The organism is Arthrobacter sp. D5-1 (assembly GCF_017357425.1).
GTDB lineage: Bacteria > Actinomycetota > Actinomycetes > Actinomycetales > Micrococcaceae > Arthrobacter.
The window spans coordinates 3640842-3664247 of record NZ_CP014571.1; the positions used below are offsets into that span (position 1 = coordinate 3640842).

At 55.8% G+C, this 23406-nt stretch carries 18 protein-coding genes; 4 read left to right on the forward strand and 14 right to left on the reverse strand.

Annotated elements, in window-relative coordinates:
* Positions 1-181 precede the first annotated feature (181 nt).
* A complete protein-coding gene (locus tag AYX22_RS16780; protein ID WP_207594399.1) occupies positions 182-1759 on the forward strand; it encodes a hypothetical protein in 1578 nt (525 codons plus the stop codon).
* 602 nt (positions 1760-2361) lie between these two features.
* Positions 2362-3501, forward strand: a complete 1140-nt coding sequence (wecB, locus tag AYX22_RS16785; protein ID WP_207594400.1) for a UDP-N-acetylglucosamine 2-epimerase (non-hydrolyzing) — start codon at positions 2362-2364, stop codon at positions 3499-3501.
* Between the two features lie 167 nt (positions 3502-3668).
* Here wecB (AYX22_RS16785) and AYX22_RS16790 read toward each other — a convergent pair whose 3' ends face one another.
* From AYX22_RS16790 to AYX22_RS16855, 14 genes are all read right to left on the reverse strand, one after another.
* Positions 3669-4550, reverse strand: coding sequence for a hypothetical protein (locus AYX22_RS16790; RefSeq protein ID WP_207594401.1), 882 nt, complete (start codon positions 4548-4550; stop codon positions 3669-3671).
* 12 nt (positions 4551-4562) lie between these two features.
* A complete protein-coding gene (locus AYX22_RS16795; RefSeq protein WP_207594402.1) occupies positions 4563-5141 on the reverse strand; it encodes a hypothetical protein in 579 nt (192 codons plus the stop codon).
* 354 nt (positions 5142-5495) lie between these two features.
* The gene (locus AYX22_RS16800) at positions 5496-6344 is read right to left on the reverse strand and encodes a hypothetical protein (RefSeq protein WP_207594403.1); all 849 of its coding nucleotides are present in this window, start codon (positions 6342-6344) and stop codon (positions 5496-5498) included.
* A gap of 58 nt (positions 6345-6402) precedes the next feature.
* Positions 6403-7476 carry a UDP-N-acetylglucosamine 2-epimerase (non-hydrolyzing) gene (gene wecB / locus AYX22_RS16805; RefSeq protein WP_207594404.1) on the reverse strand — a complete coding sequence of 358 codons (1074 nt, stop codon included), beginning with the start codon at positions 7474-7476 and terminating at the stop codon, positions 6403-6405.
* Positions 7473-8441 carry a hypothetical protein gene (locus AYX22_RS16810; RefSeq protein WP_207594405.1) on the reverse strand — a complete coding sequence of 323 codons (969 nt, stop codon included), beginning with the start codon at positions 8439-8441 and terminating at the stop codon, positions 7473-7475. The genes wecB (AYX22_RS16805) and AYX22_RS16810 overlap by 4 nt, the downstream gene beginning before the upstream one ends.
* Positions 8442-8515: 74 nt before the next feature.
* Positions 8516-10708, reverse strand: coding sequence for a glycosyltransferase (locus AYX22_RS16815; protein WP_207594406.1), 2193 nt, complete (start codon positions 10706-10708; stop codon positions 8516-8518).
* Positions 10701-11279, reverse strand: a complete 579-nt coding sequence (locus AYX22_RS16820) for a hypothetical protein (protein WP_207594407.1) — start codon at positions 11277-11279, stop codon at positions 10701-10703. The genes AYX22_RS16815 and AYX22_RS16820 overlap by 8 nt, the downstream gene beginning before the upstream one ends.
* Positions 11280-11491: 212 nt before the next feature.
* Positions 11492-12781, reverse strand: coding sequence for a UDP-N-acetyl-D-mannosamine dehydrogenase (wecC, locus tag AYX22_RS16825; RefSeq protein ID WP_207594408.1), 1290 nt, complete (start codon positions 12779-12781; stop codon positions 11492-11494).
* An 18-nt stretch (positions 12782-12799) separates the two neighbouring features.
* Positions 12800-14470 (reverse strand): glycosyltransferase, encoded by a 1671-nt coding sequence (locus AYX22_RS16830; protein ID WP_347565670.1) that lies wholly within the window; start codon positions 14468-14470, stop codon positions 12800-12802.
* 226 nt (positions 14471-14696) lie between these two features.
* Complete coding sequence (locus AYX22_RS16835; protein WP_207594409.1) at positions 14697-15590, reverse strand: ABC transporter ATP-binding protein; 894 nt, start codon at positions 15588-15590, stop codon at positions 14697-14699.
* On the reverse strand, positions 15577-16464 hold the full coding sequence (locus AYX22_RS16840) for an ABC transporter permease (protein ID WP_242703369.1): 888 nt from the start codon (positions 16462-16464) through the stop codon (positions 15577-15579). The genes AYX22_RS16835 and AYX22_RS16840 overlap by 14 nt, the downstream gene beginning before the upstream one ends.
* Positions 16464-17672 (reverse strand): glycosyltransferase family 4 protein, encoded by a 1209-nt coding sequence (locus AYX22_RS16845; protein WP_242703370.1) that lies wholly within the window; start codon positions 17670-17672, stop codon positions 16464-16466. The genes AYX22_RS16840 and AYX22_RS16845 overlap by 1 nt, the downstream gene beginning before the upstream one ends.
* A 539-nt stretch (positions 17673-18211) precedes the next feature.
* On the reverse strand, positions 18212-19489 hold the full coding sequence (locus AYX22_RS16850) for a glycosyltransferase family 4 protein (RefSeq protein WP_207594411.1): 1278 nt from the start codon (positions 19487-19489) through the stop codon (positions 18212-18214).
* 4 nt (positions 19490-19493) lie between these two features.
* On the reverse strand, positions 19494-19886 hold the full coding sequence (locus AYX22_RS16855) for a hypothetical protein (RefSeq protein WP_207594412.1): 393 nt from the start codon (positions 19884-19886) through the stop codon (positions 19494-19496).
* A gap of 570 nt (positions 19887-20456) precedes the next feature.
* On the opposite strand from AYX22_RS16855, the gene AYX22_RS16860 reads away from it, so the two are divergent.
* Together AYX22_RS16860 and AYX22_RS16865 are read left to right on the forward strand one after the other, a co-directional pair.
* Positions 20457-22061, forward strand: coding sequence for a hypothetical protein (locus AYX22_RS16860; RefSeq protein ID WP_207594413.1), 1605 nt, complete (start codon positions 20457-20459; stop codon positions 22059-22061).
* A gap of 37 nt (positions 22062-22098) precedes the next feature.
* Positions 22099-23175 (forward strand): LCP family protein, encoded by a 1077-nt coding sequence (locus tag AYX22_RS16865; RefSeq protein WP_207594414.1) that lies wholly within the window; start codon positions 22099-22101, stop codon positions 23173-23175.
* Positions 23176-23406: the final 231 nt, after the last annotated feature.

Genomic DNA, 23406 nt, shown 5'->3' on the forward strand with positions numbered 1-23406 from the left:
AAACTTTTTGGCTACATGAAGGTTCCGGTCAAGCTATTGAGTTTTCGGGATCCAGCGCGCCATCCTTTTGCCATAGGTCCAAGGTCTCACCCTACGAGCCCAAGGATCCTCCGTGGCCACTTTTAGAGCAGAGCCGACACCTTTTCCTCCCCGCAGGTCCCGTCACCTTATAGCCGGCCTTATGGCAGCGGTCGTTCTGGTGCTCGGTATCCTTCACGGGTCCCCGGCACAAGCTGCAACTTCTCCTGTTTATCCCATCAGCGGTTACTTCATCTATGGCAGCACCAGTGACGCAAACAATTTGAAGAAACTGACAGACATTAAATCAGTGGGTGGTGACACCGTCATCACCTTCGGTTCGCTGCTCAAGCCTGCAACGCTGTCAACCATCCCGGCTGGGTGCACAATATCAGGCGTCAACTGTGCGAAGGCCGCTGCCTCCGGGGTCAGCGTGAATCGCTACTTCACCTATTCGGACAACAGCTCATGGGGATCGCCGGCCGTGCTGTGCGGGCGTGACAAAACAGTCACCAATGGCACCACGAAATACACCATCCTGTTGCTACCCGTTCAAGGAAGCGGTTGCACTTCATCCACCAATACCTATGACGTAGTTGTGATAACGGGTGGCCAGTCTTCAATTTCCATTTCGCTGGGGAAGACGGCCACCAGCTTGGGTATGAAGTACTACGCTGGACTGCCTTCGCCGGTCAAGAGAACCGACATAACGTACTTGCCCGATCTCTCCTACCAAGCCACGTTTTCACTTTTCACTGCGCGATTCCTGCTCTATCAAGAGAAAGTAAACGACGTTCCAGGCTTGGCAGGTTTCTACCACCACACGGAGATGCCGCTCAGCAATGGGGCCGTCTGGGATGCGGTCCTGACGGTTTACGAAATCCAGAACTCGAGGATCGCCCAGTACCAGCCAACTCGCTCAGCAATTGTCAGCCCCTATATCGACTCACGAAGCGCCTTCTCCGGCAGAGTCACAGTTGATCAGGCACGGCAAGCAGTTGAAAACATTGCCAACACCGCCAATGGCGTTGATCTGGCGATCGCGGTCCAAGATGGCATGGGCACCGGCAAAGGCGCTTCATTCTTCGGAAGCGAATCCGGAAACAGTGTGGATCAGTATGCCGCCGCGATAGTGGGCAGCGGAACATGGGGCGGTAAGTACTTGGCACCAACTCGTGATTACTTCGTAGCTCTGGCTGAAGGGGTTGAAGGTACCGGGGCGGAGCTTTGGGCGAACTTGGAAGGTATGGCGCCAGCTACATCGCAGAATCCTTGCAACAACAGCCTGCGCGGTCAGACAACAAAGTCCAGAATTAACAAACAACTCCAGCAGCTGGGCAACACCCCGGGAAAGGTGATTTCCTTCATGTGGGATCCGTACTTCACATGTAGTGGGACGTACGCCCCGATGCTGGACCGGCTCAAAACCAGCAGCACCACTCCGGTGATCACCGACTCCATTTTTTACGGAAACGGCGACGTCCTGGTCACCGGTCACAACTTGAGTGGTGGGACGGTACAGGTCAAATGGACCGATGCTTACGGGAGGGTGTTCGACAAGACCGTAACTGCTACGAGCTACAACGCAGGGTACGGGAAGCAATTGGGCATCAACCCACTTCTTGAGTCGGTGACGGCAAAGCTTGGCAGCACCTCCTTGGGGTCGGGCAAGAATTACTTCGTCAACGTGACCAACGGTTCGGGAATGAAGAACGACGCACTCTATTCTGATCGAGGTTGACAGAATTGCGAAGGGGCGGTTCGAGGTTGGAGCCGCCCCTCTGACACCGGAGATCGAGCTTCCCGCGGCGCCCGCAAAAGTTAGCGCACACGGCACTTCAACTCCTCCGAATGTTGCAGTTGGCGGCGTAGATGTAAGAATTGCCTGTGGCCATGGTCTATCTGGACGCAACTGAGGAGAAAACGTGACGGACCAAGTCCGCCGGTCGGCGGCTATTTCGCCTGTCCCTCGGCATCTACGCAAACGTCGGTTCAGGTCTGAGATTTCGCCGAGCCTCATGGCTGGGTACGAAACGCACGACGTCAATGCTCCTCCGCGCCCGCATTCGCAAACTCCAGCAGAGGCCACTAGAGCAGCTGTGTCCATCAGCGCGAGTCCGGAACCCGAGGAAAAGGACGCCTCCCCAGACGAACTCACGCTCCGTCGCAAGCGCCTGATAGCTCTGCTAGCTGTGATACTCGTCTCCATCAGTATCCCTGTACTGGCCCTGACCTTGATTTTTGCGCCCTAGGCCGGCGACCCCTCGGAACACAAATTGAAGTCCACGATGTGCGGTGCGATACCATCGGGAGGTCACTCAACGCCACTCCCGGGGGAAATCCATGCCCAGCGTCATGCCAATCTTCGGCACCCGTCCGGAAGCCATCAAGATGGCTCCAATTGTCAGCGCCTTTCAAGCGTCTGAGGATTTCGACTGCATCGTCACGGTCACTGGACAGCATCGCGAAATGCTGGACCAAGTCAACGAGTTGTTTGGAATCGTCCCAGACCACGATCTGAATATCCTTCAGCAGCGTCAGTCTCTTTCAGCCATCATGACTCGGACTATCGACGGTCTGGACAAGCTGTTTGCTGACAACAAACCTGATGCAGTGATCGTCCAAGGCGACACCACCACCTCAACGGCCGGAGCCATTGCTGCTTTCTACCACGGCATACCTGTTGTTCACGTCGAGGCTGGCCTGCGCAGCGGAGACCTGTTCTCGCCTTTCCCGGAAGAAGCGAATCGTAAGATCACAAGCCAGATCGCAAGTCTTCACCTAGCCCCGACCAGCGTCAGCCGTGCCAACCTATTGGCCGAAGGTATTTCGGAGAGCAACATCGTCGTCACTGGCAACTCCGTGATTGATGCCCTTCTCACTACTGTTAACAAGCACATCCCGTTCTCCGACCCACAGCTTGAGGAACTTGCCGCCAGCGGCCGTCGAATCCTTCTGGTGACCACCCACCGCCGTGAAAACCAGGGCGACGCTATGCGTGGAGTGGGACGGGCACTGGCACGTATCGCTGAGGCTGAACCAGACCTTGTCATTGTCCTGCCAGTGCACAAGAACCCTGTGGTCCGGGAAGCAGTGCTACCCGCGCTTGAAGGCAAGACGAACGTCGTCGTTACGGAACCCTTGGCATACGGCGAATTCACGCGCATGCTGTCTATGGCCCACATCGTGCTCACCGACTCTGGTGGAGTTCAGGAAGAGGCCCCGAGCCTCGGCAAACCTGTCCTGGTGATGCGTGACAACACCGAGCGCCCGGAAGCCGTGGATGCTGGAACAGTATCTTTGATCGGCACCGACGAAGAAACGATCGTCAAAGAAGTAGACCGTCTTCTTAACCAACAGGACGCCTTCGACGCCATGGCCAACGCCGTAAACCCATATGGGGATGGCAAGGCAGCTGCTCGGACTGTTGCTGCAGTTGCCGAATTACTGGGTGTCGGCACTCGAATCGCGAGCTTCTCCTAAGTCATTCAGGAACGCCAAAGCGGAAGGGGTTGTCCTCGACACAGAGTCGCGGGCAACCCCTTCTTGTTGGTCTTCAAAGCCCCACATGACCGCAACCGTTCCTCCCAAATAGACAGCCTTATCGGCAGGGTCCCAATTTCGGTTAGCTGCGGAAGAATTTTGGTCTATTACCCCCGGGCATCCCAGAAGGCCATGGCTTCCCCGAAATGTCGATCAAATTCGGTACCAGTAATCTTTCCATGTCCGGGTACTTCGCCTTCCTCAAACACAAACTCGTAGCGTCCAACCCTCGATCCGGCCGTGCTCTTGACAGCCTCAGCGAAAGGCCGGGCGAACGTGTCTGAGTGCCACTTGTCGCTTGTTGACTGTCTGTAATAAACGAAGTTATCCGGGTCTAAGGTTGTGTACAGATAGCCCATGTCGAACCGCTCGGGAAATGCCTCAAGCAGCTCTCTCTGCCCCCAACCAGGCCAGCACTCGCTGAAGAGGCGATCGCGATGCCCCTGATGGTAGAGGCCGACGTTAGTTTGTGGATCTGTCACAAACGCCAAGGAGCCTGGGAATAGCGTAGAAATGCGCAGTGCGGCGAACCCCCCAGCAGAACCACCCAGGAACATGACTCGCTCCGCACCCACATGTAGCTGAGCCTGGCGAACAACATTGGCGATATCGAAGATGGGGTCCCATCCGGAGCGTCCCGTATACCAGCCTATTCCGAATTCCTGATTGACACTGTGCTGCAGCGTAGGGTCTGCAAATGATAGGAATGCATCGACTCGGTTTTTCATCGATGAGACCCGTTGAAACTTCGGATACCGCTCCGGGCCAGGACGCATGGCCCCGTGCAGACAAACGAACAAATCTCGCGATTGGGAGAGCTTTGAATAAAAGTCGATACTGCGGCCCGGTTGAATAGGGATTGTGTGAATTGCCCTCGGATGATCACCCAAGGACAGCTCCGAGATGCTCGATTGCTGGACTATAGGAATTTTGTAGACCGTGTGGAACGCCTCGTGCATACGGCTCGCCGCGCCTGCTGTCGAATTCACCAACTGACTCCCTTACGCAGCTATACCGGTGAAAACAACAGATGGCACTTCTCCTGAAACCGCCGAACCACTAGGTTTCACTTTGATTGTGAGAGGGGAACCCGCTGGCACATAGTATATGCCCACCACTGCTACCACGGCACCGGGAGCAATTTGTTTCGGGAGCGCAGTACGCGTCGTACCGTCCTGCGCTACGACGGACCCCTCCACCTGTTTCTTGTCGGTTCCAGAGAACACCGTAAGCGGAGCCGACTGCAGCGGAATCGTTTCGGCCGCTGTGTTGCGGTATTCAAACTGAACCACAACTGCAAGTCTGCCAGGATCCTGAGCAGCGCTAAGTTCAGCTGCCTCAGCTGGGCGTAGACCTTTAAACGTCACTTCGACACCGGTTGATGTCTTCCCGGACTTTGAGGTGGTGACATTGACATCCACGGAGGTACTCGTGGGGGTCGGCACGGCGATGCTCTCGGTTGCCGACAACTGCGCTTCTGCGGATGAGCATGATGTCAGCAGAAGCCCACAGGCAAACGTGGCAACGATCGCTGGCATAGAATGGCTTTTCAAAATGTGTCCTCGATCAGGTGAAGTCATGTCGTTATACCCTATCGTGCTCAAACTACTAATTCCCCATCTGACCAAATGTACATTTTCTGAAATATCGCCTCTGCATTGCTGAGTTCCGTCGGGCGTGGTCCAGCTCATGGAGTAGCTAATCGCTTCTACCGTTGCCTAGAACCGAATAGTCCGAGCAGCAGGGATTATTCGGCTCTAGGCAACTGGCATGACGTTGGAATATCCAGGGGGTCGGAACCTAGATCATTGTGGTTGGGGCGTTCAGAAATCCTTTGCGGGCAAAAGTGCACAGCAATCGCCTCAGAACTTCCCGAGTGATGAACCCGCGGCCATGCGCTTATCGCTACTCAAGATCTTGACGCCGCCCAGAAGTCAGCGGGAAGAACCCCAGCACCAGAGCTTAGCCTGCTCAAAATGCCACTCGAAATCTTTCGGGAGCGGGGGGCCATGGCCGTCTCGTTCTGAATCAACTAGTACGTGTTTCACAAGCCCATTCTCATCACACCCGTCGACGGAAGTCACACCAAGTCTGCGTTTGAAGGGCCGATAATGTCCAACGACGTGACTTCCATCGCCCAGATGCTGCAAGTAGTAGACTCGCCGACTTCCAACACCATCCGAATATGGCAATCGCATATCAAAGCGAGCAGCTTCTACGCGCAGCTGTTCTTCCTGTTCCACGTCAGGAAATGCCGCAGCGAAGTACTTGTCCACGACTTTTCGCGTGTAGTTCGCAATGACAGTCTGCGGATTGAACACAAAAACCAGACAGTCATCTAGAGCTGCACCGACTCTCAACGCGGCGAACCCACCACCGGAGCCACCGACTAAATTCACCTCCACCGCTCCACTTACGCGAATCACCGAGCGGATGACGTCGACGATGGTATCTAATGGATCCCATACTGAGTTTCCGAGATACCAACCCAGATCGATGTCCTCCGAGATCATTAGGGTCGGATCTGCGAAGGAGATCAGAGACGTCCCGCCCCCACCCAGCGAACCCACGCGGTCAAACCTCGGGTAAGTGTCCGCGTTCGGTCGTACAGCGCCATGAAACACTACGTTGAGGATTGGGCCACGGCGAACCTTGGCGTATGCGTACAATTCTGGGCCCTTGTCGATAGGCGCCGCGAGAATGTAATTTCCATACTTTAGGTCACTGCCGCTTGAATAGTTGACGACGTCCGCCTCATAACGCTCCAGTTCTATTGGCCGCATCGTTGACCTCCGGCTCTCCCGTACAGCATCGCGGGATGCAACGCAGTTTTTGTTTCGCTCATCTGCTGGCATCACCGTCGCCGACCACGTGGGCGGCTATGCGGTCGCCTGCATTTCCATCCCACAATTCGGGTGGACCTAGGATGGTCCGCGGGCTCGACAGCTCCGACCGAACAGAGTCCACTACGGCACTTCTTTCCACTAGCTGGTTTGTCCCAGCCCATATGGTGACCGGTCGTTCTGTATTGGGACGCACCGTAAGGCATGGCACTCCTAGTACGGTTGTCTCTTCTTGCACGCCACCTGAGTCAGTCACGACAACGCGGGCCCCTGCCATGGTCCCCATGAACTCGAGGTAGCCCATTGGCTCCGTTACTAGAATGTTGGGGTTGTCCAAAATGCCGTGCGCAGCCAAGCTTTCCCTACTCCGAGGGTGCACAGGGAAAACGACAGGTAGCACTTCCGCTAAACCGCTGAGCATCCTTCCAAGTTCGTACGCATCCTCGGGCCGGTCGACGTTCGCGGGCCTATGAAGTGTGACCAAGCTGTACGGTCCTTTGATCGCACTCACATAATCCGGAGTCTCGAAGGATTTCCGATGTGAAAGCAAAGAGTCGATCATCGGGTTCCCGACAAAGTGAATCTTCTCAGCAGGGATGCCCTCATGCCCCAGGTTCTCAGAGGCATCCTTGCTTGTTGTGAAGAGAACATCAGCAATCGAGTCGACAACCAATCGATTGATCTCCTCTGGCATGGATCGATCATTTGATCGAAGGCCAGCCTCCACGTGTGCCACGCGGAGACCCATCTTCACAGCGACTAGAGTTGCAGCAACGGTCGAATTTACGTCCCCATAGACCATCACGAGATCCGGAGTCTCGTTAGCCATGACCGGTTCAATCGCACTCATAATCTTGGAAGTCTGTTCAGCATGCGATCCTCCCCCGACACCCAGATTGATATCAGGCTCAGGAATCTGAAGCTGCTCAAAGAACATAGACGACAGATTCCGGTCGAAATGCTGACCAGTATGAACGAGAACTTGATCTACGTCCCTAATCCGTAGCGCCTTCTCGACGGGCGCCATCTTAGGGAAATTCGGCCGCGCTCCGGTTACGTGCAGTACTTTCATGATGACTCCCCTAGTAGTTTGTGCTCGTGCCAACCATCCCCGCGCCCAACAAGCGCGCGGCTGGCCCTATAGACGAGACTCTGCATCTCCGCGTCGGCGAGATTTATCGGACGGCCCGCCGACACCAGACTGTTTCCGACCACTTCTGATGCCAAAACCCGTTCGTCCTCAGTAGCTGAGCGCACTGTTTTCGCAGTTTCAGGGGATGTGGCGGTCAGTAGAGTTCCGTCTGGGGTTAAGCCGTCCAGAACCGACCCCAACATGAGTGACAATTCCTGGTCGCTGAACTGAAACAGGTCATCAAAGACAATGTAGCTCCAGCCCCGCCTCAGCGCCTCCCCCAGGATGCGGGTCAGGCCTTCCTGGTCCAAGCATTCTGCGTCGATAAGTATGGTGTCTCCGGAAGAACCTCTTCGTACGCGAATCTTTCCAACGACTTTGCCGGCGGAGACTGTGAATGAGGATTCATGTCCTACGACTCGATCAAACCAGCCTCTCCACCCCACAACAGATGACCCATCCACACTGACCGGTTGTTGTAGACCGCTCAGAACGTCGACTTTAGTCCCTGTCAGTGTCTCGATTTGGGAGAGAAAACCACGGTTATGACTAATCGGATCAGGCACAAGGACAGTAGCTACGTTCAAGAAATCAGAGACTGACTGTGCCCTTCGAAGTACAGCAGTGAGCCAGTCACCTGAGCACGAAAGTTCTAACCAGGTTCTTTCGTCAAGCACGTGCTCTATAACCCAGCCGTAAGGACGGACGGCCGAAAATATGTCCTGATCCGTGAACAAAATGGGTCTGAAACCCATTGTGATGCTCTGCGCCGCATATATGGTCTGAAGCAAATGAGCAACGTCTGACTTGTTCATGCTGAAGATTGGAACCAACGCGATCGGCAAGTCTTTTGTGTACTCATCTGGGATCGCGTTGCCACCTGTAAACCTTTTGCTCTTGGCCACGGGTCCTGTTGTCGCATACGCACCGATAGTCGTTCCTATATCTGCGGCGCGAAGGCGGTCCGTTCTGATTTGCTTCACACTCCCAAGCCTTCCATGATTGCGGTTGCCGCCGCGCGGGCACCGTCAGGCAGTACTAGACTCGCCATTTTCGTCCGCATCGAGTCCCTCGTTTCATCGTCGACCAGCCTTGCGATCTGTTCCACCAAACTCTCACCCGGTCTACCAGAAAAGCACAGTCCGACTTTCTCATCTTGGGCCCATCGGGCTCGTCCAAGCTGATCGTCAACAGAGGTCTGTTCGTTCGGTATCCACAGAGTAGGAATCTGCATCGACGTCCACTCATGGAAACTGTTGTAACCTGCAGCAGAGATCGCAAAGTCAAAAGCCCTAGCAATCCTAGCAAGAGGATATGTTTCCAATACATTGAGTGAACTCTTGCCGATAGATTCTGCAATGGGCGGCTTCGTCACATACACTTGCCATTCAGGATGGGACCTAGCGAAACACTGCAGAATTGCGTCCTGAATGTCTCCAATATCATTGATGTTGCCCGCGCCCATCGTCAAAAGAACAGACTTTTCATCAGGTGCCATCCCCATGTGGGCACGAGCGTCTTCTCTTGAAAGAGTTTCTTCAGCTTCTAGAACAGTGATTGGGTTGACCAGAAGCTGTCCATCGCGAGATGATGTAGGACCTTCATCGTAGTCATGCGCATATTCTCCTGGCTCAATCACGAGGTCAAAGTTCGACTCTCGCGAGAGTGATTTACCCGATGCATCCTTCTTCCACATGCCTCGACGGATCCAGACCTTGACCAAGTCAGACTCTTGCAAAAACTTCACCAGCCCGACGTACGGCACGGTGCCGTCAAATACGATTGCGGCTGGTCTAAGAACTCTGACTGACTGCCGTAAACGTTCGAGGAGATATTCGTTCCATTCCGGCGCCGGCATTGCCATTGCTCCGCTAGAAGCGATGTACTCAAAAGGAAAGCCCTGAGCGGCAACCACCGGTACCCCTTGGGACAGGGAGAGGAAAAATGGCTCGACACGTTCCTTATTAGAGGCCCGTGCGATAGCCAGTAGCCTGGTCAAGTGCCCCATCCCCGCACCATTGCTGGTCAAGAATAGGACCCGCCGTAGACCCATGGCCTCCGACGCTGAAACCTCTTCAGCGCTCGCGTCTTTCGTTCTTGGTTGAATCCCATAAGTAGCTAGGCGGTCAGTATGAATCTCAGGACCCATTTTGCGGGCAAAGTTCTGGCCGCGTGTTGACTGAGCAATAAACTTGTCTCGATCGGCCGAGAACTGCCTGACTACTTCACGTACCTCACTTGGTTCCGCATAGACGGCCGCCGCACCAAATGTCGGTTCTAGGTAACTCGGCAAAATGACAACACAACCCGAATCTAAGGCCTCCATGATTGCACGGCCGTAGGCTTCCAGGGTGTGCGGATGGTGGAAATAAACCCAAAAGTCGATTTCAGCCAGGAAGTCAGTTGGCGGCAAAGAACCGAACTCGTACACAGTCCAGTTACTTGGGCGTTTGTTCAGCACGAGTTCGGCAGCCCTGGATCCACCCAAGATTCTGACATCAAATTCCTTATCCATTGGATAGGCATCCTTGATGTCTTTCGCCACTGATGGCCACTTAGCGGGCTGAGGTCGTGAGTGCCGCCCAATTGTGGGCCGTGGAGAATGGACTGCAGTACGCCGAATCTGAGCTTGCTCAGAAACGATGATGTTCATCCAGTCTTCACCCACCTCGATTGTGGAAGAAAACTCCTGGAGCGTGGCCCGCACGACGGGACCAATCGGACGCCATTCTGGCGTGACTCCGTACGCTCTTCGAAGTGCGGCATCAATCTCGGCTACATCATAGTTCACAGTCCCATCGCCGTCTTTAGCCGCGTGGTTGGCTACAACAACCAAGCGGTCCGGACGGACGATGGCAGACACGCGGCCTAGATCCTTTACGGACGAAGGATGCCGGATCACAAGCAGGCGTGTTCTCATTACTTTTCCGGGCGTGATGACAGAAACCCCGGGCAAGCCAGCAGCTTTCCGCATGGGCGGTGACCATGGCAAGGCACGTCGAATCATCGCACTGGGAACGTGCACCAGGCCCGTCGAAAAACCGGATTCTGACTGAGCCAGGACCTCTTGGAAAATTGAATGCGAGGTGCCGCCCGGTAACCTGAAATCGGACAGGTTGACGATGTCATAGTCGTAACGATCCGCTGCGTCAGCGCTCAAAAGTTCACTCATCGTTGCCCCTTATGTGCCTCTCGCGTTGGGAAGTCTCCAGCTGCGTCAATATCTGATTCTGCCCTTCCAATACAGCCCCAAAGAGCCTCCTTATGGCCTGCTGCGCTCGCCTCTCTTCAGCCACCGCCACTTCTCGCTGCTCCTCGAAGCCGCGATTCATGAGCTCACCCTTGGCTTCCTCTCGGTGTTCCATAACCGCAATCCGGTTACTGACCTCTTCGAGCATTGTGCGCAGATTGGCAAGCTGGGGACGGAACCCATCGATAGCCGTTAGAATTTGATATTCCTTCCGCGACTGCTTCAACCGCGAATCCCTAATTAGTTCGATAATCTCAAATTCTTTCCGCGATTGCTTGACTCTCGAATCCCTGATTAGTTCCAAGATCTCAAGTTCTCGTTTTGACTGTTTTGCCCTTGTGTCGCGAATAAATTCAAGAGATCTTCTCTGGGCGTTATAGCTCCTGGAAAGAGCTCTGGCATGCATGAAGCTTAGAGTCAGCAGGCATAGGATAACTCCAGAAGTCGCTATTATAAGCGCAAGCCTGTCACTCGGCTGATAGAACGCCGCCACCTGACTAGCACAAAATATAGTAGCTATCAAGCAATGTTTCATCAGATTAGACAATTTCATAACGGCAAGTTGCCTCGACCATTTCTCTATATCCATCAACTGGCATGGATTGGGGATTCCTTAACTGTGCAAATTCCGTCTAATTGCACGAAGTTCTAACGCCGTCTTCGGCCGATATACGACTTCATGCCGTTCCAATAGCCGAGCGAATACTAGGCAGACAGAGAGCTAGGCACGGCAACTTGCGCCTCGGTGCCCCAGATGCCACGAGAGTCAATCACCGTCTTGCCCGCGTAGGCCGCAGGAGAGATGGACTTGAACTCGTCATGATCCACCAAGACAACGATGACGTCAGCCTTGGAAATTGCATCCTCGGTAGCCACCAGTTCGACATTTGCACGGTCCTTCAGGGCAGCCGGAAGGACTTCGACGTGTGGTTCCACAACAAGGAGCTTTGCCGTGGGAAGCTGATCTGCAAGATCAGCAGCAATGCCGATCGAAGGCGATTCACGCAGGTCATCAATGTTGGCCTTAAACGCCAGACCCAGCGTTGCGATGATAGGTGCGGCACCAAATTCTTCGGCAGCCTTGCGAGCCTTAGCCACCACCCACTCCGGCTTGGCATCGTTCGTCATGCGGGCCTGACGGATAAGCTGTGCTTCCTCCGGAGCAGCTGCAACGATAAACCATGGGTCCACTGCGATGCAGTGTCCGCCCACGCCCGGACCGGGCTGCAGGATGTTTACACGGGGGTGGTGGTTGGCGAGCCGGATCAGCTCCCACACGTCAATACCGAGCTTGTCGCTGATTATGGACAACTCATTGGCGAATGCAATATTGACGTCGCGGTAAGAGTTTTCCACGAGCTTAGCCATCTCTGCCGTGACATCGTCGGTGACCAGAATTTCCCCCTGGCAGAAGACCGCATACAAGTCCTTGGCCAGCTCGGCAGCAAGCGGCGTAACGCCACCGACAATACGGTCGTTCGTGACAAGTTCGATCATGACACGACCCGGAAGGACGCGCTCAGGGCAGTGAGCGAAGTGGATCACGGGAGCACCATCGGCCCCGTCCAGCGACAGGTCCGGGCGAAGAGCCAGAATGTAGTCGGCCAGGTGTCGGGTTGCTCGCGGAGGCGAAGTGGACTCAAGAATGACCAGTTCGTCACCCTTCAATTGGGGTGCTATACCGCGCGCGGCGGCCTCAATGTAGCTCAGGTCTGCCGAGTAGTCCGCACGAAACGGAGTTGGAACGGCAACAATGTAGGCCTCTGCAGCTGGAGTTTCGGTGGTGGCCCGCAGGTTTCCCTGGCTCACAGCGCCGGCAACATGTACACCGAGATCGGGTTCCACGAAGGGAACCTCCCCGCGGTTCACCGCGTCAACCGTGTTCCGGCTCACATCGACACCCACAACGTTAATGCCGTTGGTGGCAAGAATCGCGGCAGTAGGCAACCCAATGTATCCAAGGCCGACAACAGCTACAGTCTTGATATTTGTCATTATCTTTCCCCTTTTTGGTTATACAGTGATGTGTTCTTTGGGGTCTCCAAAGAACTTTATTTCGCCCGAAGCAGCCAGTTCTTCATCCGACACATCCCAAGTGTGTCCTTCACCTTTTCTATGCTGGCAGAAGTTGAATCTGTCTGCTGAGTAAATCAAACCTCCTGCTGAGGAGACGGCCTTAAGAAAGGCAGTGTCTTCGCCCCTGTTAAGCGCCTCAAAAGGATGTGCTTCGAAGACTTCCCGCCGAGCAGTCATGGTGGGCCCCATTACAAGCCGAGCTGGTCGGTGTTCCATATGGGAACTCCTTAGAATGGTCGCATTGGTCGCGGCAAAGTACATATAGTGTGCCTGCTTTCCCACTACATCCGCTTTCGAATAATCGAGGGCGTACAGAAGGTCCACAAGATAGCGCGGTCCGTAGTAGTCGTCGTCGTCCATCTTGGTCAGGACTTCACCCGTTGATGCGGCAACGCAGCGATTGAGGCACTCACCGAGCGTCACATTTCTAGACGCGGTCAACAACTTGAAGCGGCTCACTCCATACTTTTGTGCGAGTTCTTGTACTTTGACTTCCGGCACTTCAAAGCCGTGTGTCAGCAGGACAAGTTCCATCTGGACATCTGTTTGGCTGCCGACCGTTGAGAAGACATGCTCCAGCTGATGCGGACGGATTGTGGGCACCAGAGCGCTGACGGTGGGCACCTCAGGCAACCGGACACGCTCAGGGAGAACTGACGCCACGACGGATTCGGCCCGGTGGGCGTATGTATGTTCCCTCCAGATTCGCCTTTGCCCCCGGTGGACAACGCGGTCATTCAGCTCCGAGCTCCGAGCGAGCATGCGGATCTGGTTCTCTGCCTGCTGGCGCGATCCGGCAACGAAAACTTGGTCTGCGTCGAAGAAATGGCCGATTGCCGCACTGGGAGTTGAAACGACGGGCGTACCCGACGCTGTGATTTCAAAAATCCGCCTGGCGCACATGCTGGGTGAATCAACGACGGAGTTGACGTTGAGGAACACCTTGTAGGCACGGTATGCCGTCAGCATCGTTGCGTAGTCCAAGGTACCCACCACATGTTCGTTGTAGGGCACTGGGAATTGGTAGTTCGAGTCACCGCCCAGTTGGCGAGAAAAGATCTCAAGTTTCGGTCCCGACTGGTCCGAAGCGTCGCGCGCAGCGGAGAGCAAAATGTCCATTTGCTGCCGCCGTTCCGGATACTTGTGCGCAAAGTACATGCCGGCAAATGCCACCCCCCGCGAGTGGTGGCCCTGTCCAACGCGCACCGGATTGTGGATGGCCGGCTGAGCTGCAAAAGGAAGCGCCGCAACTCGGGCGTGCCCCAAATCCTCGATGTACGATCTGATGCGGTCCGAGTCGCTGGTGAAAACGGCATCAAACTCGCGCGCAGCCGGAAGGAAATCGTGGTAATGGGGTGGGTCCTCCTTATTCCAGAAGACTGTTGGAATTGCCTGATCTCGGCACCACTCCATGAGGTCAAGGAATTCCTGCTTTGGTCCAGATGTACCCATGAGCTGGTACTTCCAAGACCCTTGGTTCCCGTTCCATGCAGACTCAACAAATAGGAAGTCGATCTTTGTCTCTTCGAGCTGCTGTCGCCACGACTCTTTCCGCAGCTGAAGCAGATTCCACTCAAAAGCAAACGATGCAATTGAGAAGTCATCCAATATGACACCGACGGTTAGGTCTTCCCGGCGTGGGCACCTATCCGGAACTCGGTGCGGGGCAAAAGTGGGACGAGCCGCGCTTACCCCTGGTCGGGAAGGAGATGAACTTCGTCGGCCGCTGATGCGTTTCTCAATTTTCTGCCGCCTCAGCCACTCCCGGACTTGAGCTGCGCCACCCTGTCTGAAGTGCCACGCGGCCTTGCGAATATTACTCATCAAAGGAATCTCAACGACCTTCCATGCGGCGCCCACTGGCCCGTTCTAACACGCGCGTAGCAACAAGGTTTGCCCGCGCTTCGTCCTTGATCCTTGCAGCGCTCAAGTTGTTGCCTTGAGATAGATTTGAGGAAAAGTTCCGGTAAACAGCAGTCGTCTCCTCGGGCAGACCATCCATGATCAGTTCGCCTTTATCCAACCAGAGCACCCTGCTGCACATATCGCGAATAGTGTCCAGACCGTGACTGACGATGAACACGCAGCCCGCTTGTGAGCGCAACTCGTCCATTCGCGCTTTACTTCTGTTGTTGAATTGTGCATCACCAGTGTTCAGCGCTTCATCGACCAAAAGAATTTCTGGATTCACTGCGGCTGCGATGGCAAATCGAAGCCTGGCCGCCATGCCTGAAGAATATCCCTTCATTGGAAGGTAAATAGCCGCGTCCAAGCCGGATACTGCAACGATGCTCGCGAACTGGGCATCGATCTGCTCCATGCTCATGCCCATAGCAAGACAACCCAGTACCACATTTTGATCTCCCGAGAGTTCTGGGACCAAGGCAGCGTTGACGCCCAGCAAAACAGGCGTACTTGATGCGTAGACAGCGCCGTGAGTAGGAACAACTTGACCGCTGATTAGCTTCATCATGGTGCTCTTGCCCGAGCCGTTGCGCCCGATGATTCCCACTGATTCACCACGTTCAACTACCAGTGAGATTTCTTTGAGCGCGCTAACCGTCACCAGGTTGGGCCTTTCGAAGACCCGCCGGATACGGTTTTTGATGCCTTTGCCTGTTGGGGTTGTCTTGCCCTCCGAAGTAGGAACCCGATAGGTCATCCGGACTTTGTCGATCACCACACACGGCGGTCCGTCCAGGAATACTGCTTCATCAATCGCGCCCATACGTTTCCTCCCCCTGCCAGAAAAAGATGAAGCCCACTAGGAGGGCGCCCAAGGACACAACGCCAAGGCTGGCCCATGACTCCCATGCTGGCATTCGGTTATATACAACACTGCTACGCACTATGTCGATCACGTTGAATAAGGGGTTGAATTTCATGATGGCTAGCAGGGTGGGGTCGGAGACGAATCTTTCATAAGAATAGAAGACCGCCGAGCCGTACATCCACGCCCGAAGGAAAAACGGTAGAAGGTGTGTCACGTCATGGACCCTTGAGATGATTCTGGCGAGAATCATCCCGATTCCAAGGTTGAAGATCCCTTGTAGCAACAGGGCCGGAATAACTAGGAACCAAAGCAAACTGATTTTTTCGGCCGGTGGAACGATAATGATGAGCAGCAACATCCCCAAGATCAGCGGAACAGCTGAAAGCATCTCTCGGATATTCGCGCCGATGGGGAGGGCAGCTCTCGGAAAGTTGAAAGCCTGAACGACAGACTTACCGCTTCGGATTGAGCGGGCGCCCGAGGTTATGGCCCCGGAGCTGAACTGATACAGGAATACCCCTACGATCAAATAACCAACGAAGTTCTCGATACCCCGGCTTGTTTGAAGCAAAAGACCAAAGATTACGTAGTATGTCAACCCGTTGAAAACTGGGTTAAGCAGCAACCACGCACTACCCAGCCGGTCCTTGCGCGTACCGCTCTGGACGCGAGCCCGAGCGTCATAAAAAATGAACTGCCGGTAGTCCCAAAGCTGAACCAGATAGTCCAGGAATCCTGGTCGTGACCCCACTCGGGACAGCTTGCGGATATCCACCGACATCCGCTGAATAGCCGCCGGCGGTGGAAGCTTGGTCTTTTTCGCCGACATCAGCTGGCCCTCCTCATATATTTAGTCGCCAGGGTTTCGTAGGCCTGCACGTACGCTTCCGCGTTCGCCTTCCACGTTCTGGTGTCAAGCACTTCCTGCCTTCCGGCTGTGCCCATACGAAGACGCAGCTCGCTGTCCTCGAGCAATTCCTTCAGAACCTCGGCCAGTCCCGCGGGATTCTCGGCGTCCGATAGGCGACCGTTGACGCCGTCGTCCACTATCTCGGACAAGGCGTCCAGGCGGCTGGCAACCACCGGCCGCCCAGAAGCAAGTGCCTCCACGGGTTTCAATGGAGTCACCGAACGTGTGACTGCCAAGTCCTTACGGGGTACAACAAAAACATCCAAAGCTTGATGATAGATGCGCGCCTGGTCCGCCGGGACTCTTCCCGTGAAAACGGTTCTTCCGGACAGTCCCAGTCGCAGCACTTGGTCGTGAAGAGCCGGAGCAGCCGTCCCGTCACCCACCACAACCAGCCTCAACTGTGGCAGCCGTAGCGCAAGCAATGCAAATGCTGTGACGAGGTCATCCAAGCCCTCGTAATCAACCAGGCTGCTCACTGTGCCGATGTACAACCCTTCTGGATCAAGGCCCAAACACTGCCGTGCATCCAACTGCGTCATGGGCTCACGAAGGTAGTCGCCGCCCACCGCATTGGGGGCAATGAGGATCCGATCCTCAGGAACTCCGACAGCGAGGATGTTCCGCTTCATGGAGTTTCCAAGGGTGACCACCAAGTCAGCACTGCGCATGAGTTCGGCTTCACGCTCCACAAATAGCCTGTAACGTTCGCTGCTCCGCGCTTCAGGTCCCCTGGTCGAGGCCCAGGTATCAGCAAGTTGTCCTCGGACCTCATAGACCCATGGAATACTCAACGCGTTGGCAACTTCGCGAGCGACCAAGCCGTTCACGAAATGCGTTGTCGTTTGGATAACACTGGGGCGAAACTCGCGTGCCACCTGCAATAGTGCCTCTGCCTGCTGCTGGAGCCTCTCGTCCATGGTCTTGGCCATATTCCCGGGCAGTAAGCGCTTGTAGGAGATGCCGTCAACGACGTCACTTTCGCGAGCGGTAAGGACGCCGATTTGGACCGGATAACCCAGCCGGGTGACCGCTAACGTGTCCCATCCGGCTTCCTCTTGAGCTATAAGAATCGAATGGCTGCGCCGAGCATATCCACTCGCCGTGTGCGGGACGGAGTTCGTCAACAAGTGGAGGACACGGTGTGGTTCTGGCCGTATCTGCGTCTGTGACAGCGAGGGCCGCCAACCCTCAAAAACTCGAAGTTCGGACTCCAGCCGTCTGCGCTGTTTCGCGCGATTTCCTCCTTCTCCATCCAGGATCGCGACTGCGCCTGTCATGTCGCCGGAGTACCACAGACGACGCGCTGAAGTCGCCGATATGTGTTTGCTGGCAGTTGCCCTTGTCAGGAACGCATCCGCCCATTCGGACTGCCCTGCGGCCAAGGCGACCTCTGCCGCCTTTCGAGACTGATTCGGAGATCCGGGGCGGTTAGTGGCGTTCTCGAACCGACGAATCAAAGAGGCTTCGTCACCGGCGACCTGGCTGGCCAACATGAAAACGGGAAGGCTGGAAGCTGGGGCCACCGCGGCTATGGTCCGGGCCAGAGGACGCGAAATGGTGGATGGCAGGCGCCTCGAAACCTGAAGCATCAAGACGAAAGGCGCCTCAGTCAAGTGTTCAGCCAGAGCGTTGGCCGCGAGGATCAGATTTTTTATCAGGGAAATCATCGGGCCTCGCCCCTGGACGAGACAGTCGCTTCCCTGCCGACCAGGCTGGCGATTTTGGACATGTACTGCTGAGCTAGCTCCGCATAATCGGCATGCTTTTGTACCCAATCACGACCGCTGGGACCCGCGTCAAGCCGCCCACGATCCTGAGCGAGTTCGCGCCACAACTTTGCGACTGCTTCGGGGTCGGCGGCCACCACATCGCCACCCTTCGCATCCAGGATGATTCGCTCGGCTTCGCCCCTCACGATTGCCGTGACATGACGACCGACAGCGAGCACCTCATAAGTCTTGGATGGGACAGTGGTCTCAAATGACTTCCAGTCGTCGCGCAAGGAAACAATGCAAGTATCAGCCTCCCGATACTTGGCCAGTACGGCTGATCCGTGCATGGGAGGAAAAAAGGTGACGGGCGCATTGAGTTCGCGCGCCAGTTTCACCAGTTGCGGTCTGTTGGTCCCCTGACCAACCAAGGTCAGGTGAAATCCTTCGCCCAGAAGGGCGCTGGCGCGGATCGCAATATCCAACCGCTGGCTCTTACCGTGGTTCCCAAGGTACAAGGCATGAAAAATCTCGCGTTCGGGCGCCGGGGGTTCGAGAAACGGCACAGTGCGAAGATCTAGGCCGTTGCTCACCGTCCCCACGTTCAGCATCCCTCTGGCCCGCAAGATGTCGGCGAATCCCTCCGTAACGGTTATCACCAAGTCGGCACGGTGCTGCACAAACTCGACTACACGTTCAACCAGACTTTTGACACTGCCCCGAACAAGGCGCGCATCCCTGGCCAGATCCGGCCATGCGTCGCGCATCTCAACGATCAAGGGAACTCCTCGAAGTCTGGAAAGCACATAGCCTGTCGCCAATGTGGGAAGGCTGGGTGCGGTGGCCACAATCGCATCCGGCTTCTTGCCCCCCAGTCCAACTGGCACGGACATTATCGCCGAGAAGAGTTGGTCGATGAGGCGAGCCACTGCAGATTTTCCGAGGTGACGCAGGTACGGGACTCGCCGGATCCGCTCGCCATGCGGCCCCGTCTGGCTGCTAAACGCGAAGCCAGCCTCACGTCGTGGGAGATCGCGTCGTCCATTCGGGTAATGAGCGACTGGGGCAATGACCTCTACGTCCCAACCCGCATTGCGGAATTCTCGGGTGAGGGAAGACCATCGTCGCTGCGGAGGACTGTGTTCAGGCCAGTATGAGTGAGTGAGGAGCATGAGGCGCATAGGTGATGCAGGATTTCCATCAGCTTTGTCCCTTGGGAGGGAGGGAACCATGGGCCTACTTGCCGTTGAGTCGAGGCTTTAAAGCCCGCTTGGAACGTAGGGCACGGAAGTAGGCGACACCAAGCAGGATCAAAACAAGGACTGTTATGCCCTGAACGATGGGGTTGTTTTCAGCGACCGGAGCAAGGGCGACCTTCAAAGGACCGGCAATGTCCGCGCTAGCGACGGGGATCGCCGCGGTCTTGGTTACCACCGGGGTAGGTGAGGGCGTCGATTCGACAGCCGCAGGCGCTTCGGTCTCAATGGGTAGTTCCTGTTCAGGGATGTACGCCTGAACACCTGGTTCCACAGGAGTAACAACGACCGGTCGTTCCTGGGAGGGATCAGCAGGAACCACAGGCGGAGCAACAGGCTCCGCCGCAGGAGGGTTGACGGGTGCGGGCGCCACGGGGGGCTGCACGGGGACAGGTGGGGTCTCTGGGTCCAACGGAATGAGGGGGGGAAGCGGTTCAAAGGTCGGAAGTACCACCGGAGGTTCCGCTGGAGTGGTTGGCGTTTCCGGACTGGACGGTTCCGGGGATTCGACCCCTGGTCCAGGCTCCGTTTGAGTGGCCATTGCAGGCTGCACGCCGACGAACCCAAGAATGGTCAGCATCGAGACCACAATCACGGCTTGAACACGTTTGATTCCGGTGCCCAACTTTCCCCCCCGTTGAATAAATTTCAGAACGCTGTAACTGCTCTGTCGAACACAGCCGCCTGAGACTTGGCGGCGCGCGGACGTCCACCTTCGGAGGGCGACCCGAATTAGTTTATCGTATGGACTAGACTCACTGCGTTCTGCAGTGGCCACACTGTAACGCTGGCCCATCACGCTGCGCGTTCCTTTGGTAGAGTCGTCCCTGCTGATGCCGATTCAGAGGAATACATGTCACCCGCGAGGCTCTCCCGACAAGCAGGGCCATTTCCGCCGATTACCGCACCTGTCCGGCGCTGGCCTCTTGCACTGATTGCGGTCATGGTGATGATCGCTGGCGTGTCATACGTACCGCCCGCTGACACTCCCCAGCATTCAGCCGAGTCGGCGTCCCCGCCGTCCTATCCCATCAGCGGTTATTTCATCACCGCCAACACAGTCCCTTCAAAGAACCGCGAAAAGCTGGCCGATATTGCCGACGTTGGCGGTGACACCGCCATTACGTTCGGAACACTCCTAAGACCCGCAACTGCGGAGTCCATCCCCGAGGACTGTGTGGTCGAGGGAACTGGATGCGCCAGGTTCGCGGAGGGTTCCGTGAAGGTAAATAGATACTTTACGTACGCGGACGGAAGTAACTGGGGTGACTCATTGATGCCCTGCCCCCGAGACAAAAGCTTCTCAAGCAGCGACAAGTCCTACGCCATCCTGTTTCTTCCCGCTGAGGGCATGGGGTGCACGTCCCCTGACGGAACCTACGACGTAGTGATCGTCGGAGGAAGCAAAACATCAGTTGAGGATCCAACCATTACTTTGGCCGCTGCAGCAACTGAGCTAAACATGAAGTTTTACGCGGGTCTGCCGGCGCCCGTCAAGCGCTCAGATGTGGATTACCTTCCCGATCTTTCCTACTCCCAAACCCTTGAACGGTTCACGGAGCGGTTCCTCCAATACCAGGCATCAAGAAACGATGTGACTGGTTTGGCTGGCTTTTATCACCACATAGAGATGCCAGTCAGCTCCAGCCCATTCTTTGATCCCATCCTGTCGCTGTACGCAATGCAGAACCGAGCCATACATCGCGTTCTTCCGACGCGTACAGCAATCGTCAGCCCCTACATTGAGTCCAGGACAGGTGCTTCAAACGTGAGACCTGAAGACGCTCGACTCGGAACGCGAAAGATCGCTCAAACTTCCAGCGGCTTGAAGTTAAGCATTGCCATCCAGGATGGCATGGGAACAGGAAAAGGTGCGGCCTATCTCGCGAGCGAAGCCGATTCACCTGTGGATGTCTTTGCAGCGAGCATCGTAGGAAAGGGCATGTGGGGAGAGAAATACGTGGCCCCAAATAGAGACTATTTTCACGCTGCAGCTGCCGGCGTTTCGGGAACAGATGCCGTGCTCTGGGCAAACTTGGAGGGCATGGCACCGGCGACCAAGTCCAATCCATGTGGCAATAGCCTTCGCGGGCAGACGACGGTGGCAAGAATGGACAGGCAACTTCAGCAAATGGCCGAAGCCACCAAAGTGATCTCTTTCATGTGGGACCCGTATTTCACATGCACGGATACTGGTAAGGACCTCAAGTCTCAAATAACTGATGGATTTAAATCACCCATTGTGACTGGGGCTGTTGCGGATTCGGCCGCTGGAGTGGTCATGGTCACCGGGTTCAACCTTTCTGGTGGCAACGCGACGTTGAAGTGGGACGAGGCCGACGGTTCATCCCATGAACGTAAATCGAAACCCCTGAGCACCGAGATAGATTTCGGTGAGAAAAGGGGACTGAACCCGAGACTGGAGTCAATCACCATAGACCTCGGCGACTCGAGATTGCCCCAAGGGAAATCCTTTAGCGTTGATGTCACCAACCAATGGAACCTCAGCCTGAACAGGGAGTTTGCGGACGGCGTATTCACGCCTTGATAGAATCGTCTCTGCTGCCGCCGACACCAAGGAAGTCATGACGATCCCGACAGACACCGAAACTCTCTCTGCAGAGTCCCGTCCCCGACGTCAGAGAAGCGGCAAGAAGACCGCACGCAACGTGCTTCTAGGCTTCGCCGCGGCGGTGCTGGTGGCAGGACTCATCGGCGGCGCCTACGTCGCCAATCTTGCACAGACGTTCAACTCGGGCACCACCAAGATTGAAACCGCTTTCCCCGAAGAGTCGACTCGGCCACAGAAGACCGAGCCAATCAATGGCACTGCGGCGGTGAACATCCTTGTGATGGGCAGCGACACCCGCGGTTCCGCCGAGCTCGACGTCGACGCTGAGGTATCCACCGACCAGCGCTCAGACACGCTCATGCTCGTGCATATCCCAGCGGACCGCAAGAATGTTTACGCTGTGTCCCTAATGCGTGACCTATGGGTGGAAATCCCAGGAAGGGGCGAGTCGAAGATCAACTCCGCCCTTGCCCTAGGCGGTGTTCCGCTCGTGGTCCAGACCGTGGAGTCACTATTCCAGCAACGCATCGACCACGTAGCTATGATCGACTTCGAAGGCTTCAAGGGCCTCACCGACGCCTTGGGCGGAGTCGAAGTTGACGTCAAGATCCCGTTCGCACCAGCAAAGGGGCCCATGAAGGGGCACTATTACGAAGCCGGAAAGCAGACACTGAACGGTGATGAGGCGCTGGCTTTTGTTCGCGAACGCATGTCCTTCAGCGATGGCGATTACCAGCGCGTACGGAACCAGCAGGCGTACATGAAAGCAATCATTAGCAAGACGATTGCGCGTGAAACGCTGACCAACCCTGTGACCGTCAACAGCATGGTCAGCGCAGTGTCACCTTTCGTCAGTGTCGACAAGAGTTTCGACGCGGCCGCAATCGGTAGCCTGGCACTGGGCATGAAGGACCTTCGAGCCAACGACACTGTGATGTTCACGCTGCCCACCCTCGGCACCGGAGCGTCCGCGGATGGCCAGTCGATTGTTGTGGCTGATACCACAGCGATCTCGGAGATTGCGGCAGCTCTATCGAAAGACCAACTGGGTGCCTACGTCACCGCTCATGCCCTTGAAAAAGGTAACTAGTCAGCCAAGCTAGAGCTGACAGACTATATAGTCACCCTCCGCACGGCTTAGCTCTCAGACGGCGGGCAATGCACTGTCCGCTGCCAGTTGGCGCCGCACTGTAAAATTCCAAATGATGACGCGCTTCCGCGTCACTACTTCTGGGGGTTCAATGAGTGCTGCTATGGATGGTTCGCGCGCGTGGGGGACGGTGAACGCACGAAGCCGGCGCAGAACTGCGGTGGGGGCCGT

Coding starts and splice junctions, on each gene's coding strand:
- AYX22_RS16780 (WP_207594399.1), top strand. CDS start 182: ATGGCAGCGGTCGTTCTGGTGCTCGGTATCCTTCACGGGTCCCCGGCA.
- AYX22_RS16860 (WP_207594413.1), top strand. CDS start 20,457: ATGGTGATGATCGCTGGCGTGTCATACGTACCGCCCGCTGACACTCCC.
- AYX22_RS16840 (WP_242703369.1), bottom strand. CDS start 16,464: ATGTCGGCGAAAAAGACCAAGCTTCCACCGCCGGCGGCTATTCAGCGG.
- AYX22_RS16850 (WP_207594411.1), bottom strand. CDS start 19,489: ATGGTTCCCTCCCTCCCAAGGGACAAAGCTGATGGAAATCCTGCATCA.
- AYX22_RS16835 (WP_207594409.1), bottom strand. CDS start 15,590: ATGGGCGCGATTGATGAAGCAGTATTCCTGGACGGACCGCCGTGTGTG.
- AYX22_RS16865 (WP_207594414.1), top strand. CDS start 22,099: ATGACGATCCCGACAGACACCGAAACTCTCTCTGCAGAGTCCCGTCCC.
- wecB (WP_207594404.1), bottom strand. CDS start 7,476: ATGAAAGTACTGCACGTAACCGGAGCGCGGCCGAATTTCCCTAAGATG.
- wecB (WP_207594400.1), top strand. CDS start 2,362: ATGCCCAGCGTCATGCCAATCTTCGGCACCCGTCCGGAAGCCATCAAG.
- AYX22_RS16800 (WP_207594403.1), bottom strand. CDS start 6,344: ATGCGGCCAATAGAACTGGAGCGTTATGAGGCGGACGTCGTCAACTAT.
- AYX22_RS16795 (WP_207594402.1), bottom strand. CDS start 5,141: ATGACTTCACCTGATCGAGGACACATTTTGAAAAGCCATTCTATGCCA.
- AYX22_RS16815 (WP_207594406.1), bottom strand. CDS start 10,708: ATGAGTGAACTTTTGAGCGCTGACGCAGCGGATCGTTACGACTATGAC.
- wecC (WP_207594408.1), bottom strand. CDS start 12,781: ATGACAAATATCAAGACTGTAGCTGTTGTCGGCCTTGGATACATTGGG.